Here is a 17,599-nt window from a genome sequence, read left to right as displayed (position 1 = left end):
TATGGACAGACCGGCTCTCGACACACCGCGTCTGTCCTTACGTCCTTTAGAACTCACCGATGCCGCTCAGGTCCAACCTCTCTTCGCCCGCTGGGAGATCGTAAAGCAGCTCAACGCCAAAGTCCCATGGCCCTTTCCCGATGATGGTGTTCACACGTTCTACCGCGACTCCGCACTCCCGGCCATCGCACGCGGCCAAGAGTTCCACTGGATGCTCCGCCGCAAAAACGACCCAGAGCAAAGAGTCATCGGCTCCATCACTCTCAAGCTGAACGGAGACAAGAATCGCGGCTTCTGGATAGCGCGCGAGTGGCAGCGACTAGGCCTGATGACCGAGGCCGCCGCCGAAGTCACCAGATTCTGGTTCCAAGATCTAAATCAGCCGGTCCTGCGCGTAATAAAAGCTCGAGATAACGCGGCCTCACGCGCTATCTCACTCCGCCAGGGAATGCGCATCATCGCCGAAACCGAAGGCGACTACGTCTCAGGTCGTCTCCCCTCCGAGCAATGGGAGCTCACCTTTGAAGACTGGCGCAAGATGCAACACAATAACCAGACCGGAACTAAATCGAAGCTTTGATAGCTGCTTTTTCAGGGCGCGACGGAAACACCAGCATCGTCACCGCAAGCGCAACAACAATCCCGAACCCAACCTCTGAAAATCTCGCGATTGCCGCCCGCCCCGGACTGCCATCAATGCTGACCAGAACAATAATAGAAAGTGTCACGGCAGCAAGCCGCCCGGCCTTATCAAACGCAAACGCGCTGCAGACAAAGATGCAAACAGCCACAGCCAGTCCATAGACAACGTAGTGGTCGTGCCAGATGTAGCAGGTAAGCCACCCCAGGAACGCACCAATCGCAGTCCCGAGAATACGGTCACGGCACGAAGCAAACGTGAGTGTGGTATCAAAGCCCATCACAACGATGGCCGAAACCGCGGCCCAATAGCTGTGAATCAGTCCAATCATATCGCCCAGCCACATACAGAGAATCGCAGCAAGTCCCGTCTTCAACGCGCCCACACCCTGCTTAGCGAAGTTCTTCTGTTCCCACCAGCTCACAACCTTCCCCTCATGAGACTCCGCGTTTGTGGACATAGCCGTCACCCCTTCGTATCCAATTCTGCTCACGACTCTACCCGAAATGCCACCAATAAATTGTCAGCGCGCCCGCATCGCAGAGAGACCCAACAGGATTGACGCACCCTCGACACCCCTGCGAGACTCACCCTATGCAATACAGCGGCAAGGTTGAATACGCTCAGCAGCGGAAGATCCGCGAACGCAACACCGCTCTCTACCGTCTCGCACACTGGCCCATCTGGATCTGGGTCTTCTTTCTCGCCCCCGGCCCATTAACTTTTTCGTTGTTCGCCCACGGCTTCGGACGAGGCAACCTTACCTGGTTGGTCGCGGTCCTCCTCGGCACAGGCATCGCAGCCGCACGCGGCCGCCTGCCAGGCTCGGAACCCCGCCCATACATCCTCCGCTTCGACGAGGACAAGCCCAATCCTCTTTATCGCCGCGTCTGCTATACCTTCGCCTGGAACGCCGTCCTAAGCTTCGCACTTCTCAACCTCACCGGTCTTCTCATCGCAGCAGTAACCGGCACCTGGTATATGAAGCAGATCTACACCTACGCCTACTTCCCTCTCTGCGGAACAATCCTCCTGCTGGGTGCAATCGGCATACTGCCACGCGTCAGGCCGTCCACCAAAGGAGAAGGCACAGAGCGCCGCTACTTCTACGGCTCCGTCTGGGCAGTAACAATCTCGCAGGCGCTCCTCCTGGCATTTTGGAAGACCCTCCCCGCGACCCGCACCGCAAGCCTGACAAAGCTCATCATCTTCGCCGCTTCCCTTCTGCTCATGGGGCTAGCCGCCTACCGCGGCACTCTTCCCCGCACTCGTCCCATCGTCCCAGGCGAACTCATGGTCGCGGACTGAGATGTCTGAGCTTGTGTGACGTCCCGCGGAAGCTACTGCTTCGTTGCATCTGAATTAGTAGTCCTATTCTGCAGCTTGTCATCAAAGCTCAGCTTGGCGGTCTTGCCATCGGCCGCAACCGTCATCTTGAAGACGCCGATCACCTTGCCGTCGCGCATGTCGGTCTCCACCAGCGTGTCCTTGCCTATCGTCTTCACCGACACGCTCGTCACACCCGGATCGCCCTTCATCGGAGCCTCCGCGCCATTCAGTTTGGCCGTATAAGACTGCCCAGTCTGAGTGGTCATCGTCATCTCGTCACCACTGGCTTTGTACGTCCAGACCGTGGCATTGTCGCTCATGCCTTCTATCTTGGTGGTTCGCCACGAACCGGATACTACATTCGATCCCGCCGGGCCCTTCGCGACACGTGTCGCTTCACCTTGACCGGTCACCGGAGGGCCGCCGTTGGTGTTGCTGCTGTCATTGAAGGTAAACAGCATCGTGTTGCCATCCGACGAGACAGTCGAAGTCGACGCCGAGACAACTTTGCCGTCCTTCTTATCCGTCTCTTCGATGTTGTGGTCGTCTACAACTTTAATGGCGACGCTGTCATAGTAAGGATGCCCGGTGACAGGCTGATCTGTGCCGTCCGCTTTGACCACGTAAGGTGGAGTGCAGCTCTTGCATTCATACGTGCCGTTCTGCAACAGGAACACATCTGGCTTCTTAGGAAAATCCACCGTGTTCATGTTGACCTTCCAGGTGCCGTCGAAGGCGCTTTGCGCCGCAAGCATAGGTGTTATCAGGGCCCCGAGCGCCAGAAGAACGAACAGCTTTTTCATCGCAACCCTCCATCCTCAAACCGCGGGGCGAGAATCTTACCAGAATTGACGGGGCCGTCACCATCTCGCTGCTCTTCTGGAAGGCGCTCCCGAAACACGCAGCCAGCCTCACTAAACTATCCATCTTCGGCTACGCCCGCCTCCTCATGGGCTTCGCCGCCCACCGTGGCACTCTCCCCCGCACCCGTCCCATAGTCCCCGTCGAGCTAATGGTCGTCGACAAAAAAATTTAAGAACAGGGTGTGGTAAATAGTCGGAATCTGATATAGTCGGATTCCGACCATGAAGCCCGATCCCAGACTCAACCCGCCTCTCGCCCCTGCCACGCTGCATATTCTTTTGGCGCTCGCTGCCGAAGACCTCCACGGCTACGGCATCATCCAGGAGATCTCACGCCAGTCGCACGGACATTACAAACTTGGCCCTGGCACTCTCTACGACAATCTCAAAAGGCTCATGGACCAGAAGCTCGTCATCGACGCTCCAAAACCCTCTCTCCCCGTTGACGAAACCCGCCGTCTCTACCGCATTACCGCTCAAGGCCGCACTGTGCTCTCAGCAGAAATAGACCGCCTCCACAACGTAGTACGCGAAGCAAGACTGACGCTCAACGAAAAGAGGCCCCGCAGAGCATGAACTCGCCCGTCCGTCTCTTTTATCGCGCCCTCCTTCATCTCCATCCCTGTTCCTTCCGGAATCGTTTTGGCGAAGAGATACTTTGGATCTTCGACGAGCAGACTCGCGAAGGCCGTTCGTTCCAACTTCTTTTCGACGTCCTGCGTTCGCTTTTCGTTCAACATATCGACGCTCAGCTTCACCCCCAGCCACAGCCTTCTGGCTTCTACTCGGAGATCTCTTCGACACCGCCCCTGCGTCGAATCGTCCATGCGGCGATCCTCTCCATCATCGCCGTATTAACCCTCACCCATCTATCCGGCCCACAAGGCCCGCAACCAAAACTCTCCTACTCCCCCCTGGTCTCCTCCTCCAGAATCCATCACACCTTCACCTACTGGCATCTCTATCGGATCGAAACCAATCCCGTCATCTACGCCAATCTCAACTGCTCCTCGTCTGAAACATCCCTCTCAGCCCGCACCCCACAATTCGGAGACCCAAGATGACGCGACTGGCCCTGAGACTCATCGCCCTCTTCACCATCACTCTTTCTGCTGCAAGCCAACTCCGCGCTCAAAATCCCATCGGCTCCTGGCAGGCCACGCTACCTGCTGGATCAGAAGGACTCCGCATCATGCTGAAGATCGACAAGGGTGAGACGAGCGGCACCGCCGGCTCTTGGAAAGGAACTCTTTACAGCATCGACCAGGCGAGCAAAGGCTACCCCACCACGACCCTTACCATCACAGGCGCTCTTATCAAATTCACCGTCGATGACTACCACGTCTCGTATGAAGGAACCTTCTCTCCTGACGGAAACTCCATCACTGGGACCTTCACGCAGGGCAAGTCCCAACCTCTCACCTTCAACCGTGCCACCGAAGCCACCGCATGGCCCATCGACCCGTCGCCGCATAAGATCCAGTTCGTTCCTGTTCAAGCAGACGTCAAACTCGAAGTCCTCGACTGGGGAGGCACCGGCCGCCCACTCGTCCTCCTCACAGGTCTGGGCGACGATGCCCACGTCTATGACAAGTTCGCGCTCAAACTAACTCCGCACTACCACGTCTACGGTATTACCCGCCGCGGCTTCGGTGACTCCAGCGCGCCACCCCCCACCGTAGCCAACTACAACGCCGACCGCCTCGGTGACGATGTCCTTGCTGTCATCAGCGCCCTCAAACTGAATCACCCGATCGTCGTGGGCCACTCTATCGCCGGCGAAGAGTTAAGTTCGATCGGAAGCCGTCACCCCGAAAAAGTCGCCGCACTCATCTACCTCGATGCAGCCTTCCCCTACGCCTTCTACAACCATGCCAACACCGATTGGATCCTCGATATGGTCGACGTCAGAACACAGATCGATGCGATTCAGGCAGGCGCGGTGCTAGAGCCGAAGTTCGTAGACAACATGTTGACCGGTGTCGCCCAACTCGAAAAAGATCTACAGGAAACGAAGCAGGATTTGGCAAAGATGCAACCTCCGTATCCACCGGCGCCTCCGCCACTTGGTTTGGCGATCAAATTCGGTCAGCAAAAATATACTCAGATCCCCGCTCCTATCCTCTCCATAGTGGCGTGCCCGCATGCCTTCGACGACGATGACGTCCATTCCACTCCTGAAGGGAAAGCAGCGATCATTAAAGAAGACGGGATTCGCTGCACAGCCCAGGCGGACGCATTCCAGTCTGGAGTTCCCTCTGCACACATTGTTCGCATGCCAAACGCCGACCACTACGTCTTCAAATCGAATGAAGCTGACACCCTCCGTGAAATGAACGCATTCATCGCGACTCTCCCAGGAAATTGAGGTGCCGCTCACAAATATAGAATTCGCAGGTCATGCTGAAGGAACCGAGTTTCCCACCCACTAACGCCAATCGTCGATCACAAACGCATCGGCCCGATTGAATCCCTCCAAATGCGGACGCTGCATCGCGACACCCTGCATCAGCACTCGATACCCACGAGAACGCAAGCACCGATACGCATCTTCACGAGCCATATTCACACCTGCCTCTACTACTGCCCCACGCGAAGATGCGAATGCCTCACAAGCCTCCAGCAATCCATCGAACCGTTCCGCCGCGCCCGCACCGCTACGAGCCGCTCCGAACTTGACGTAACATGTCTTCTCGCCGCCCTCGGATCCCGCTCCATTCAGACACACTGCGAAACCATCCAACGCGTTGCGCGTATAGGTCAACACCACGTCCCCAGTACGCCGCGCAAGCACAGAGCGAATCTCCCCGCCAAGATCAAGCCCCTTATCGATCCTGTGGGTAAGCCTTCCGCATGCTTCGATCGCAGCCTCCCGCTGATTTTTTTTGAAAGCCGACAGCAGCATCGGCGCCTTCACGTGTTCAGACCGAGCCTCTTCCGCAGCGAACGTCATTATCGCGGTAAGATAGCGCGGCCAATAGCCGAACTTCTGATACAGCCCCACATGCTTGGCGCTGTGCGCAAACGTGTACAACCCGGTATGCCGCACACCCCACCGATCGAAGGTCGTCATCGTGGATTCCATCAGACGCTGCGCCACCCCGCGATTCCAGTACTCCGGATCCACCGTCAAAGGCCCGAAAAATCCGAACGATCCCCAACGCGTAACGACGTTCGACCCAACCAGCCGGTCACCTTCCCGCGCCGCAACCACCTTCACGTTGGTCGAGCGCCACCGTGGCGTCATGTAGTGACGGTCACCCATAAAATCCAGCGGATTGGGCAGCCCCATAAACGTTCCAAATGCCAGCCGGACAATTCGGTCCGCCTCTCCCAGTTCGCTCTCCTTCAGTAGACCAACTTTGATCGGTCGAATGGACGGATTCGTCGCCACCGCACTGCGCCTCCTCGGCGTTCGTCATTTTACGCAAACCCAACCACTTCGCGAAAACAGCCAGCCAAGTCTAATCGCCTTCGCTCGTTTCCTGGCGAAGCGTCCCTCACCGCTGAGCACCAGTGGCGACTCCACCGCATTCCACCACCAAAGAACCGGCAAAACCCCATATCAACACCCTAAATGCCCTGCTTCACCGGACCGAAGTTATGCTGGATAGGAGTTCTGAACCAATTCCATGCTAAAAAAAATAACCCTCCTGCGCGAACGAGTCGAAGACTGGACCGCCTACCCCTTCTCTGTCCCGACCATCGCCTCGCTGCCCGAGATATCGATCCACTCCCGCATCGCCTTCTTCGCCGGAGAAAACGGAACCGGAAAATCCACCCTCCTCGAAGCCATCGCTGCGCACTACGGCTTCGGCCCCGAAGGCGGCAACCGAAACATCCGCAATGACACCACGGAGCACAATCACTCCACAGACACCCTCGTGCGAGCATTGCGTCTCTCATTCGACAAGCGCACCGGTGCAGGCTTCTTCCTTCGAGCAGAAAGCTTCTTCAATACCGCCACGCAAATCGACAAGCTGGACGACCCGATCGAGAACGCGGGGATAGGACCCCCAATCTTTCCAAGCTATGGCGGCCAGAGCCTCCACACCAGATCTCATGGCGAAACTTTCTTCACGCTCCTCGATCGCAAATTCAGACGCAACGGCCTCTTCCTCCTTGACGAACCCGAAGCCGCCCTCTCCCCACAGCGCCAGCTGTCGTTTCTCCTCCTCATCCGCGACACCCTCCGCCACTACAAAGATGCCCAATTCCTCATCTCCACCCACTCCCCCGTCCTACTTGGCTACCCCGGCGCACAAATCTTCTCCTTCGACGGCGGCCACCTCCAAGAGATCGACTACGAAGACACCGCCCCCCTCCAGATCGTTCGTCGCTTCACCACCGACCGCGACAATTTCCTGCAGGAACTCTTCCAAGAACCCCCTTCGCTGTTCGAAGAACCAGACAAACAGTAGTCATCGTTCATCTCGAAGCAAAAAAACACCACAACACACCACCAAACAACCAGCAAAACTCCATGTCAAGTCCACAAAACGCAAACACCCGCGCCAACGTTGAACAATCACGTGGCGTATAAGTTATGCCCCAATCGCTATACTGAATATATAAACCGAACAAGGCCGTCATCCTGACCCTGAGAGAAGCCGAAGGGGAAGGATCCCGTATTTATCTTTGCTCGTACTTTCTCGATCTAACCCGTTTAGAAACAATATTTTGCACGTAAAGCCTTTGGATGGAATATTTTACAGACACATCCCTCCTGTAAACTCATCCATCCAAAGGCTTTACGCCCAAAATACCCCCGGGAGGGGGGAGGGGGCGAAGCCTAGAACTTGTGGAACATAAAGAACGCACCAGCCACCAGGCACCCAAAGGCAGCGAAGTGGTTCCAGTGCAGCTTGTCGCCAAAGTAAAAAGTCGAGAAGACACCAAACACCGTCAGCGTAATCACCTCCTGGATCACCTTGAGCTGATCCGGACTGAAGGTCTTCGAACCGATACGATTGGCCGGCACCTGCAGACAGTATTCAAAGAAGGCAATACCCCAGCTGACGATAATGACCTTCCAAAGCGGCACCTCTTTGAACTTCAGGTGCCCATACCAGGCAAAGGTCATAAAGATATTCGAGCCGATCAGCAAAAAAACGGTCCACATAGTTCGTTTCAATCTCCATGCAATCAAATGGGAAGCTGAACGATAAGATGCAAAGAGCATGACCATCGCCGATAACCTTGAACATCTCCATCAACAGATCCACCAAGCCTGTCGCCGAGCCAACCGCTCCGACAGCGAAGTAGCCCTAATGGCAGTCAGCAAGGTCCATCCAGCCGAGGCCATCCTCGAAGCGTACGCCGCCGGCCAACGACTCTTCGGCGAGAACCGGGTACAGGAGTTTCAGGAAAAATCCCAGCATCTCGTCACACTGAACGACGCTGAGTTCCACCTCATCGGCCCGCTTCAGTCGAACAAAACAACGCGCGCTGCCGAACTATTCCACGCGATCGACGCAGTCGACTCGCTGAAGATCGCCCAGCGGCTCGACGCTGCCGCCAAAGCACTAGGAAAGACGCTGCCTATCTTAGTAGAGGTAAAACTGAGCCACGAAGAGTCCAAACACGGATTAGCTCCCGAGGAACTTCCCACTCTGCTCGCCGAGATCGAGTCACTTGAGTCGGTCCAAACCGTGGGCCTGATGACGGTTCCACCTTGGTCTGATGACGCCGAATTCGCCCGGCCTTACTTCCGCGACCTTCGCAAACTGAGAGACCAGTCGCTCGCTAGCTTCCCAAAACTGACACAGTTATCGATGGGAATGTCGAATGACTTCCAGGTGGCGATCGAAGAGGGCAGCACCTGCGTCCGCATCGGAACCTCCATCTTCGGCAAGCGGATCATGGCAAGCGCCGGATGAACTCCGAGCCCCAACCACATGAACTCCATCGCGGCCTGTCGAGCAGCGCTGCACTCAGCCTCAACGTCATCGACATGGTCGGAGTCGGCCCCTTCGTTACATTGCCCCTGATCGTCGGAGTGATGGGCGGCCCACAGGCAATCCTCGGATGGCTAATGGGCGCCGCCTTGTCCCTCTGCGACGGCCTGATATGGAGCGAACTAGGCACCGCCTATCCAGAGGCCGGAGGTTCCTACGCCTACCTGAAACACCTGTACGGTGAGAAGACCTGGGGGCGGCCATTTTCATTTCTCTACGCCTGGCAAGTCCTAATCAGTGCACCGCTCTCGATTGCCTCAGGATGCATCGGATTCGCGCAATACATCTCTTTCTTTTTTCCGAACGCGAGCCGCCCATTTGCATCCACGTCCTTTGCGGGGGTGCCCGTCGTGCTGAGCGGAAAGACGCTCATCGCAATGGCCGCGTGCGCACTCGCGATGCTAGTTCTGCACCGAAATATCTTCGCAATCGGTCGAATCGCACGCTGGCTTGGGCTGGCCGTCGGTCTCACACTGGTATTAGTGATCGTCGCGGGATTCACGCACTTCAACGCTCATCTGGCCTTCGACTTCCCAGCCGGCGCCTTTCATCTCAACGCGGCATTCTTCGCCGGACTTGGCGCTGGGATGCTGATCTCAGCCTACGACTATTGGGGCTATTACGGCGTTTGTTTCGTGGGAGCCGAGGTCCGCGATCCCCAAAGGACGATTCCACGCGCGGTCCTTGGCTCAATCGGTGTGGTCGCAACGCTCTACGTGCTGATGAACGTAAGTGTTCTTGGCGTGCTCCCATGGCGAGAGCTGGCACAGAACAGCGACAGCCATGCCCGCATGTTCACCATGGCCGTCTTTATGGAGAAGTTATATGGACACGCCGCCGCCGCAGTGATTGTCGTACTCATCGCCCTCGCAGCCCTTGCCTCAGTGTTTGCGTTGTTACTTGGATATTCGAGGATTCCGTTCGCAGCGGCACGAGACGATAATTTCCCGTCATGGTTTGGAATCATAGACCAGAAGCATCGAGCTCCACTCAATTCCTTGCTGACGCTCGGCGGCATAACACTAATGTGCTGCATTTTCAGGCTGCAGGAGGTCATTACAACCCTCGTAGTGATCCGCATTTTGTTCCAATTTCTCCTGCAGGGACTAGCCGCACTGCTACCGAGGCATCGCAGCGAGCGCAAGACACGAGGATTTCGGATGCCGCTCTATCCACTGCCTGTACTGCTAGCGCTGAGCGGATTTGTCTTCATTCTTTTTTCGCGACCTAACTTCTTGCGAGATATACGTACGGCCGGACTGATCCTAGCAGCAGGCTCCGTTGTGTATGCGTTGCGCTACAAAAGGGTTCGGAGCGTTTCCGCAAGAAGTTGACTTCAATGACAAACGTGATTGCCCGAAGTCTACAAACGAACAGTTCAATAGCGGGCAAACAGAGAAGGATGAGAAAGCGGCCGCATAACCAAATTGCTAGAGTGGATTCAAATTGACATTTGAAGACTACTTGAAGCCAAAGTTATAGGTAACACCGGTGCTAACTCGTATGTTGTTTTGGCGGTCGTTCTTAGCGTTGGGAATCTGGGTATAAACATAGTCAAATTGACCAAGTGTCACGCCCCATCTTCGCTTAAGTTGTGTACTTACTCCTCCTCCCGCAGCCAGGCCAAACGAGTTACGGTTGATCGTGAACTGAAAATTGACATCTTCTTTCGCTCCGCCAAACAATGCTTCACCATAAGGAACAAAGCGACTGGAATTGCGACGAGTGTATCGCGCACCGAATAGATAGTTGACGATGGTTATGTTCTGTGACGTGTCGTCCACCTGACTAGCGTGGGCAACGGCGATATCCGCTAAGGCAGCCCATCTTGCGGTCAAGTTCATAAGTATCGTTCCACTTCCTCCATTGAGCGAGAAGCAGCCGCATTGGCCCGGAGGCGCATTCGCGTGGAAGTAGTTATAGTTGGCGCCGACTTCAAATCGAGGTATGTCGTCGTGAGACCCGCCCATTGATATCGCCTGGGCATGGAGAACGCCGGATAGAACGGATAGAAGTGCCATTAGCAGGACGCTTCGAAAATGCATTATCCTTCTCCTACTGAACAATCAAGGTAGCGGTTGCCGCATGTTGGACGGTACCTTCGACGCCGGTCACCGTGACGGTGTAGGTCGTCGGGGTAAGAGTGAAATACCCGCCTGCGCACCCACTCAGTGCAGCGATTGGCAGAAGAGATCCGAGAGCCAAGAGGGCTAGCATCAGAGTACGAGGGATCTTCTTTCGCAGCTTCCTCATTGTCCCGAGGCCTAGAATGCTAAGCATTCCGAGAGCGACCGACAGTTCGTTCTTTGAAGAAGGAGTGCCTCGCAATGGGGAATTTCGCGCGCTGAGAGAACTGCTGGTTTGCACGTTCAGAACGACTGCCGTGGTCCCGCTACCAGCAGCAACGGAAGATGGACTAAAAGTATAGGTTGAACCTGGTGGCAAGCCTGTGACCGTGACCGTCACATTATTGAGGAAGGTTGTCGCGCTTATGGGAGCGAGACTAAAGTTATAGCTTGTTGACGCGCCTGGAAAAACATTCTGGCTAGCGGGACCACTATTTGTGTTTGTGAAATCTTCCACAACGTCGTTAGCGGGAACTGACGTGCTGGGAGCAAAGGTGCCGTCCCCTGAATAGACCGCTACGATCTGATGTGTTCCCATTGCCAGGTTTGAGGTGAGCAGAGCCGCATTCGCATTCGTGCTGAGCGACACCGCAACGCCACCATTTGCGGTGAGAGAAGCCGTTCCCAATACGGTTGTACCATCCAAAAAGGTCACCGTTCCTGTTGCATTAGGACTCGAAGCGGTAACGTTGGCCGTGAAGGTGATTCCAGTCTTGATCAGTTGGGCAGGTGTGCTTTCAGTAATCGTGATAACAGTCGGGATCTTATTGATGACCTGTGCCAGTACTGAAGATGTCGAAGAGCTGTAGTTCGAATCGCCACCAAAAGAAGCTGTAATTGGATGAGATCCGATCGCTAGCGTCGATGTGGAAAGTGTTGCGACTCCCGCGGCATTTAGCGCTCCCGTTCCCAGAATGGTTGAACCGTCAAGAAAAGTCACCACGCCCGTGGCTCCGGAGTGTACGGAGGCTGATAAAGTTATGAGCTGATTGAATGCCGCGGGATTGGTCGACGAGGTTAGAGTCACCACGGATGCCGTTTTGCCGACTGTAACCAGAGTAGGCGGCGACGTAGCTGGATTGTCGTTCGCGTCTCCCGAGGTGGCCGCTGTGATGGAATCAACTCCAAGCGGTAGCGACGGAACAGTAAGAGTTGCGACCCCATCCACGATAGGCGCGGTGCCTAGCGGTGTCGTGCCATCGGAAAAGGTCACTGTGCCAGTAACACCTACTGGGACTTTTTCGGTGATGGTCTCCGGCGTATCGACGGGAAGGTTAGCGGACGAGACGACGGGCGGAGGTAGGATCGGAGTTACCTTACCTACTATCTGGGTGAGATTGGCGGAAGAGGAGTTGTTATTAGTATCTCCGTTGTAGGTGGCGGTGATGGGGTCGTTTCCTGCTGGCAGGGTGGAAGTGGAGATAGTTGCTTCTCCACTGGTCAGCGTCGAGGACCCAAGGACAGTCGCACCGTTGGTGAAAGTCACAGTGCCGGTTACACCAGAGGGAAGCGAGGCGGTAAAGGTCACGGACTGGTTCGCCACCGACGGATTAGCCGAAGAGGTTAGAGTTACAGCCGGGGTGACCTTAGTCACGATCTGGGTGGTAGTGCCCGTGGCCGGATTGTTGTTGGTATCACCTCCGTAGGAGGCAGTAATCGGGTCGCTGCCGACGGGCAGAGCCGTCGTGGTGATGGTTACGGTGCCGGTCGTCGGATTCACTGTGCCGGAACCTAGAGTCGTTCCGCCACTGGTAATTGTTATGGTGCCAGTGGTGCCAGGGGGAACCGTCGTTGTAATCGTGACGGGGTTGCCAAAGGTGCTCGAACCGGAGGTGGTGACGATGACCGTCGGAGTCGTCTTACCGACCGATTGGACGAGAGTCGCCGCCGCGCTGTTGTAGTTCCCATCTCCATTGTAGGTGGCGGTGATGGTATCGCTTCCTGTTGGGAGTGTAGAACTGGCCACAGTTGCAACTCCGCCGGTCAGCGTCGAGGTGCCCAGAACCGTCGAACCATTGGTAAAGGTTACAGTTCCGGTGACGCCGGACGGAAGCGTAGCCGTAAAGGTTACAGATTGATTCAATGCAGACGGGTTGACCGAAGAAGTCAGGTTCACCGTGGGAGTTGCTTTTGTCACAGTCTGGGTGGTTGTGCCGGTAGCCGGATTGTCGTTTGTATCGCCACCGTAGGAAGCGGTGATTGGATCACTGCCCACCGGGAGTGTTGTCGTTGTGATTGTTACGGTGCCTGTCGTCGGGTTTATCGTGCCGGAGCCAAGCGTCGTCCCGCCACTGGTGACCGTGATCGTGCCGGTTGTGCCGGGAGGTACAGTAGTCGTAATGGTAACGGGGTTGCCGAAGCTGCTCGAACCGGAAGTGGTGACAGTAACCGGTGGGGTAGCTTTGTTAACTGTCTCGGTCAGATTTGCTGTTGCCGTGTTGTCATTCGCATCACCATTGTAGGTCGCAGTGATCGGGTCAGCACCTATAGGCAGCGTGGAAGTGCTTACAGTCGCTACACCATTGGCCACAGTTGACGTGCCCAGAGCTGTTGAACCGCTGATGAAGGTCACGGTACCGGTAGCGTTCGATGGAAGAGATGCGGTGAAGACGACTGACTGGTTGGCAGGGGAGGGATTGAGCGACGAAGACAAGGTCTCTTTTGGAGAGGCCTTGGTCACAGTCTGTGTGGTTGTGCCAGTGGTGGGATTGTTGTTTGTGTCGCCCCCATAGGAGGCAGTAATCGGGTCGTTGCCTACTGGAAGAATGGTTGTAGAAATTGCTACTGTTCCGGTTGTTGGGTTCACCGTGCCAGAGCCCAGAGTCGCGCCGCCACTGGTGATTGTTATAGTGCCGGTTGTGCCCGAAGGAACCGTCGCCGTAATTGTGACCGAGCCCCCGTAAATGCTCGGGCCGGAGGTCGTGACAGTCACAGTCGGAGTTACCTTGGCCTTGCCAACCACCTGGGCAAGACTAGCGGATGCGGAGTTGTTATTGTTATCCCCGTTGTAGGTAGCGGTGATGGGGTCGTTTCCTGTTGGCAGGGTAGAAGTGGACACGGTTGCTGAGCCGCTGGCAAGTGTTGTTGTCCCGAGGACAGTTACACCGCTTGTGAAAGTCACCGTGCCCGTTACGCCAGAGGGAAGCGAGGCGGTAAAGGTCACGGACTGATTTGCCGTCGACGGGTTAGTGGACGAGGTTAGAGTTACAGTTGGGGTGGCCTTTGTCACGGTCTGAGTGGTGGTGCCAGTGGCTGGGTTGTCGTTGGCATCACCTCCATAGGAGGCTGTAATTGGGTCGTTGCCGACGGGCAGAGTCGTCGTGGTGATGGTCACAGTGCCAGTCGTCGGATTCACCGTGCCGGAGCCCAGAGTCGTTCCGCCGCTGGTAATTGTTATCGTGCCGGTGGTGCCAGGGGGGACCGTCGTCGTAATCGTGACGGGGTTTCCATAAGTGCTCGGACCAGAGGTCGTGACAATGACCGCCGGGGTCGCCTTATTTACGGTCTGGGTTAAAGTTGCTGTCGCCGTGTTGTTATTTGCATCGCCGTTGTAGGTTGCAGTGATCGAGTCAGCACCTATAGGCAGGGTGGAAGTACTTACGGTTGCCACACCATTTGCCAAAGTTGACGTGCCTAAGATGGTTGAACCGCTAGTAAAGGTCACGGTTCCGGTTGCGTTCGATGGAAGAGATGAGGTGAAAACGACCGACTGATTTGTGACCGACGGATTGATCGATGAGGACAGCGTCTCAGCAGGAGAGGCTGTCCTCACCGTCTGCGTCGTCGAACCTGTAGCCGGATTGTTATTCGTATCACCGCCATAGGAAGCAATGATTGGATCATTTCCAACTGGAAGAGTTGTCGTAGTGATAGTTACTGTTCCGGCCGGATTCACGGTGCCGGAGCCAAGAGTCAATCCCCCGCCGGTGATCGTAATGGTGCCAGTTGTGCCCGAAGGAACCGTCGCAGTAATTGTGACCGAACCACCGTAGATGCTTGGACCGGAGGTGGCAACGCTTACGGTCGGAGTCGCCCTATTCACAACCTGGACAAGAACAGCTGAGATATTGGAGTTATAGTGCGCGGTGATGTTGTGCGAACCAACCGAAAGACTAGACGTCGTGAATGTTGCGGTGGTTCCAGATATAAGTCCGCTTCCAATGTTAGTTGAACCGTCGAAGAAGACTATTGTCCCGGAGTTTCCTTTAGGTACGGTTCCAGTGAAGGTGACCGATTGCAAATAAAGTGAAGGATTGAGGGAAGAGCTTAGCAGGACGTTAGAAACTGTGGCTGTAACCGTATTTGAGTTGCTGGGATTGTAGTTAGAATCTCCAGCGTAAACGGCGGTAAGTGCGTCGGCACCTACTGGCAGGGCAGTTGTCGTCAGCGTAGCGACTCCGTTTACTAGTTTGGCTGACCCCAGAGAAGTCGTTCCCGTGAAGAACGTGACAAGCTCATTGTTGGTGGTCGTGGTAGGTGGTCCGACGGTGTAGGGGGCCAGCATAGCTGTCAACACTACAGATTGACCCGGAAAAATTGATGAGAGTGCCGACGACGTCAAAGTGAGCGTTGTATTTACAGGTGCAGCTGTGAGAGGCACTGTGGCGGAGATGCTACCTATATAAACGGAGTCGCCAGAGTAACTCGCATCCACATTGTGAATACCACTGCCAAGCGGGAAGACAGCCACATTAGTGAGGGCAGAGGCGACAGACGTTTGTTGAACCTGGCTCAAGGAAACAGCGGCGCGGGGGGTATCTGCGTCTGTTCCAATGAGGTCTGCATTGCCGTCGTTGTTATAGTCTCCGGCATTGACGGCATATGTGAGGGCGAAGCCGCCAATGCCTGGCTCCTGGTAATTTTGGAAGGTTCCGTCGCCATTACCCTGGTAGACGAGAGCGCCGGTACTACCTCCTGCGATAATGTCAGGAATTCCGTCTCCATTTACGTCGGCAAGATGAGGATCTGATGGAATATCGGAAACGTAGGTGGATGTCTGGAAAGCTCCCTTCCCGTTTCCAAGAAGGACGAAGAGGCTGTTTCCGATATTACTGTTACCACTACCCGGTCGTGTGATGGAACTTGATACAACATCTGGAAAGTCATCGGCGTTTGTATCGCCGGCGGTTAGGAACTCACCTATCTGGCTCGCTACGGGAGAGGTCGGAATTTGAAATGTTCCATCACCATTACCGAAGGCAAGGTAGAGATCTGACAACGAACTGTTGGGCGTCGCTGTATCGACAGCGTAGGCGACATCGTCCTTGCCATCCATGTTAAAGTCCGCAACTACTACGCCATGGGCAAGGGCAGTAGTCGAAATAGATACCTTCTCCTGGACAAATTTGCCCGTGCCGTCGCCAAGGAAGAATGTGACATTCTCTTGTGACTTGTTGGAGAGCGCGATATCCAAAAGACCGTCGTTATTGAAGTCGCCTATGGCAATGCTCGCGACATCGCCGGTAGGATAGTAGACAGGGGTCTTGAAGGTTCCATCACCGCTACCGAGGATAATAACTAGGCCGCCATTAGTGCCGTCGGAACAGCCAAGCGCAATATCGGTGACCCCATCACGGTTGAAATCGGCAAGGACAATCTGGAGCGCTTTTCCAACGTTACAACCGGCATAGTTCACCTTCGGCTGAAAGGTCCCATCTCCATTGCCGAGAAGCACGGAAATCGTTTGTGCGGCATCCCCAGTGACCACATCGAGATTGTTGTCGGTATTAAGATAAGCCGATGCGATGGCGACTGACCGAAGGGTTGTGCCATTACCGCCTATTGCGAATGGCTGGTTTTGAACAAATGTCGTCGAGAGCGTCGACACTACGAGATTTTCGGAGCCAAGCAGACTATTGCTCGTGCTCGTGTCCAGAAACGAGATAGTGCCGCTGGGGCCAGTGTTAAGCGAGCCAACACCTGCGACAGTTCCAGTAAGACTATAGTTGCCGATAGATCCCGCTGAGGTCAAAGTCAAGGACGATGCATACGTACCTGTCACTGAATATGTGACCGTATTTGATTCGCTGCTTGCGTAGAGGTTGTTCGCCCTGAACACCGATTTATAGCTGTGATTTCCGATCGGTCCGCTGCCGATTTTGAGGGAGGCGGTAGCTGCAGGAAAAGTCAATTGGGCGATTCCCAGAGCAGAGTTATTTTCGCAATACTTTGCCGTCGCTTCACAAAAAAGCACTAGCCCAGCTGTGATTGGCGAATTTCCTGCTGTCACGGTTGCCGTCAGAATGATCGGAGTCTGGTAGGCAACAGAAGTCGCCGAGATTGCCAACGTTGTGACGGTTGCAGTTGGGGTGGGCGTTGCTCCAAAGGCCGCGGGCGAGACGACTGATAACAAGATGAGGAAAAAAAATACTCGCGTGCGGCAAAGACTCATAAAAGTCGAGACAGAAAAACAAGGCGAACGGTGAGACAAGCGTGTCATAGGATTCCCCTTGGCTCGTTACTTCGACCAAACTTTAGTACTCAACGTAACCTCCCGAGTAAGTACTCACCTATTACACGAAAGTTGCACCGTGACGATGAGTCGATTGGCCCCGATCGCGCTAGCCGCATTCGGAACGGGCAATCTCACTGGGTAAAAATGGAATGGAAGAAGGCTTGCCTGCACGAGCGCCTGACACCTGCTGCGACCTATATTTGCGGGAATTTCAGGCAAATGGGGCGACG

Annotated in this window: 15 protein-coding genes; 9 read left to right on the top strand and 6 right to left on the bottom strand. The window is 55.3% G+C overall.

What is annotated here, in order from left to right; translation table 11 throughout:
- The first annotated feature begins 1 nt into the window (after position 1).
- Positions 2–580 carry a GNAT family N-acetyltransferase gene (locus RBB77_RS06520; RefSeq protein ID WP_353065735.1) on the top strand — a complete coding sequence of 193 codons (579 nt, stop codon included), beginning with the start codon at positions 2–4 and terminating at the stop codon, positions 578–580.
- On the opposite strand, the gene RBB77_RS06515 is transcribed toward RBB77_RS06520, so the two are convergent.
- The gene (locus RBB77_RS06515) at positions 564–1,100 is read right to left on the bottom strand and encodes an FUSC family protein (RefSeq protein WP_353065733.1); all 537 of its coding nucleotides are present in this window, start codon (positions 1,098–1,100) and stop codon (positions 564–566) included. The genes RBB77_RS06520 and RBB77_RS06515 overlap by 17 nt on opposite strands.
- Before the next feature lie 134 nt (positions 1,101–1,234).
- Between RBB77_RS06515 and RBB77_RS06510 the strand changes: the two genes are divergently transcribed.
- The gene (locus tag RBB77_RS06510; protein ID WP_353065731.1) at positions 1,235–1,948 is read left to right on the top strand and encodes a hypothetical protein; all 714 of its coding nucleotides are present in this window, start codon (positions 1,235–1,237) and stop codon (positions 1,946–1,948) included.
- Between the two features lie 32 nt (positions 1,949–1,980).
- On the opposite strand, the gene RBB77_RS06505 is transcribed toward RBB77_RS06510, so the two are convergent.
- Complete coding sequence (locus tag RBB77_RS06505) at positions 1,981–2,724, bottom strand: hypothetical protein (RefSeq protein WP_353065729.1); 744 nt, start codon at positions 2,722–2,724, stop codon at positions 1,981–1,983.
- A gap of 2 nt (positions 2,725–2,726) precedes the next feature.
- On the opposite strand from RBB77_RS06505, the gene RBB77_RS06500 reads away from it, so the two are divergent.
- The 4 genes from RBB77_RS06500 to RBB77_RS06485 are packed head-to-tail and all read left to right on the top strand — an operon-like array spanning position 2,727 to position 5,200.
- Positions 2,727–3,005: a hypothetical protein gene (locus RBB77_RS06500; protein WP_353065728.1), complete on the top strand. Its 279-nt coding sequence runs from the start codon at positions 2,727–2,729 to the stop codon at positions 3,003–3,005.
- Positions 3,006–3,054: 49 nt separating this feature from the next.
- Positions 3,055–3,408 (top strand): PadR family transcriptional regulator, encoded by a 354-nt coding sequence (locus RBB77_RS06495; RefSeq protein ID WP_353065726.1) that lies wholly within the window; start codon positions 3,055–3,057, stop codon positions 3,406–3,408.
- Positions 3,405–3,896 (top strand): hypothetical protein, encoded by a 492-nt coding sequence (locus RBB77_RS06490; RefSeq protein ID WP_353065724.1) that lies wholly within the window; start codon positions 3,405–3,407, stop codon positions 3,894–3,896. The genes RBB77_RS06495 and RBB77_RS06490 overlap by 4 nt, the downstream gene beginning before the upstream one ends.
- Positions 3,893–5,200 (top strand): alpha/beta fold hydrolase, encoded by a 1,308-nt coding sequence (locus RBB77_RS06485; RefSeq protein ID WP_353065722.1) that lies wholly within the window; start codon positions 3,893–3,895, stop codon positions 5,198–5,200. The genes RBB77_RS06490 and RBB77_RS06485 overlap by 4 nt, the downstream gene beginning before the upstream one ends.
- A 60-nt stretch (positions 5,201–5,260) precedes the next feature.
- Here RBB77_RS06485 and RBB77_RS06480 read toward each other — a convergent pair whose 3' ends face one another.
- Positions 5,261–6,226: a GNAT family N-acetyltransferase gene (locus RBB77_RS06480; RefSeq protein ID WP_353065720.1), complete on the bottom strand. Its 966-nt coding sequence runs from the start codon at positions 6,224–6,226 to the stop codon at positions 5,261–5,263.
- A gap of 238 nt (positions 6,227–6,464) precedes the next feature.
- Between RBB77_RS06480 and RBB77_RS06475 the strand changes: the two genes are divergently transcribed.
- Positions 6,465–7,253: an AAA family ATPase gene (locus tag RBB77_RS06475; RefSeq protein WP_353065718.1), complete on the top strand. Its 789-nt coding sequence runs from the start codon at positions 6,465–6,467 to the stop codon at positions 7,251–7,253.
- Between the two features lie 371 nt (positions 7,254–7,624).
- On the opposite strand, the gene RBB77_RS06470 is transcribed toward RBB77_RS06475, so the two are convergent.
- Positions 7,625–7,954: a DMT family protein gene (locus RBB77_RS06470; RefSeq protein WP_353065716.1), complete on the bottom strand. Its 330-nt coding sequence runs from the start codon at positions 7,952–7,954 to the stop codon at positions 7,625–7,627.
- Positions 7,955–8,012: 58 nt separating this feature from the next.
- On the opposite strand from RBB77_RS06470, the gene RBB77_RS06465 reads away from it, so the two are divergent.
- Positions 8,013–8,711, top strand: coding sequence for a YggS family pyridoxal phosphate-dependent enzyme (locus tag RBB77_RS06465; RefSeq protein WP_353065714.1), 699 nt, complete (start codon positions 8,013–8,015; stop codon positions 8,709–8,711).
- Positions 8,708–10,123, top strand: coding sequence for an APC family permease (locus RBB77_RS06460; RefSeq protein ID WP_353065712.1), 1,416 nt, complete (start codon positions 8,708–8,710; stop codon positions 10,121–10,123). The genes RBB77_RS06465 and RBB77_RS06460 overlap by 4 nt, the downstream gene beginning before the upstream one ends.
- Before the next feature lie 126 nt (positions 10,124–10,249).
- On the opposite strand, the gene RBB77_RS06455 is transcribed toward RBB77_RS06460, so the two are convergent.
- Complete coding sequence (locus RBB77_RS06455) at positions 10,250–10,834, bottom strand: outer membrane beta-barrel protein (RefSeq protein WP_353065710.1); 585 nt, start codon at positions 10,832–10,834, stop codon at positions 10,250–10,252.
- Between the two features lie 10 nt (positions 10,835–10,844).
- A complete protein-coding gene (locus tag RBB77_RS06450; protein WP_353065708.1) occupies positions 10,845–17,354 on the bottom strand; it encodes an Ig-like domain repeat protein in 6,510 nt (2,169 codons plus the stop codon).
- Between the last annotated feature and the right edge of the window lie 245 nt (positions 17,355–17,599).

It is taken from the genome of Tunturibacter psychrotolerans (assembly GCF_040359615.1).
Taxonomy (GTDB): domain Bacteria; phylum Acidobacteriota; class Terriglobia; order Terriglobales; family Acidobacteriaceae; genus Edaphobacter; species Edaphobacter psychrotolerans.
Note: the sequence above shows the minus strand (reverse complement) of the source record. Positions and strands in the feature narration are given on the sequence as shown.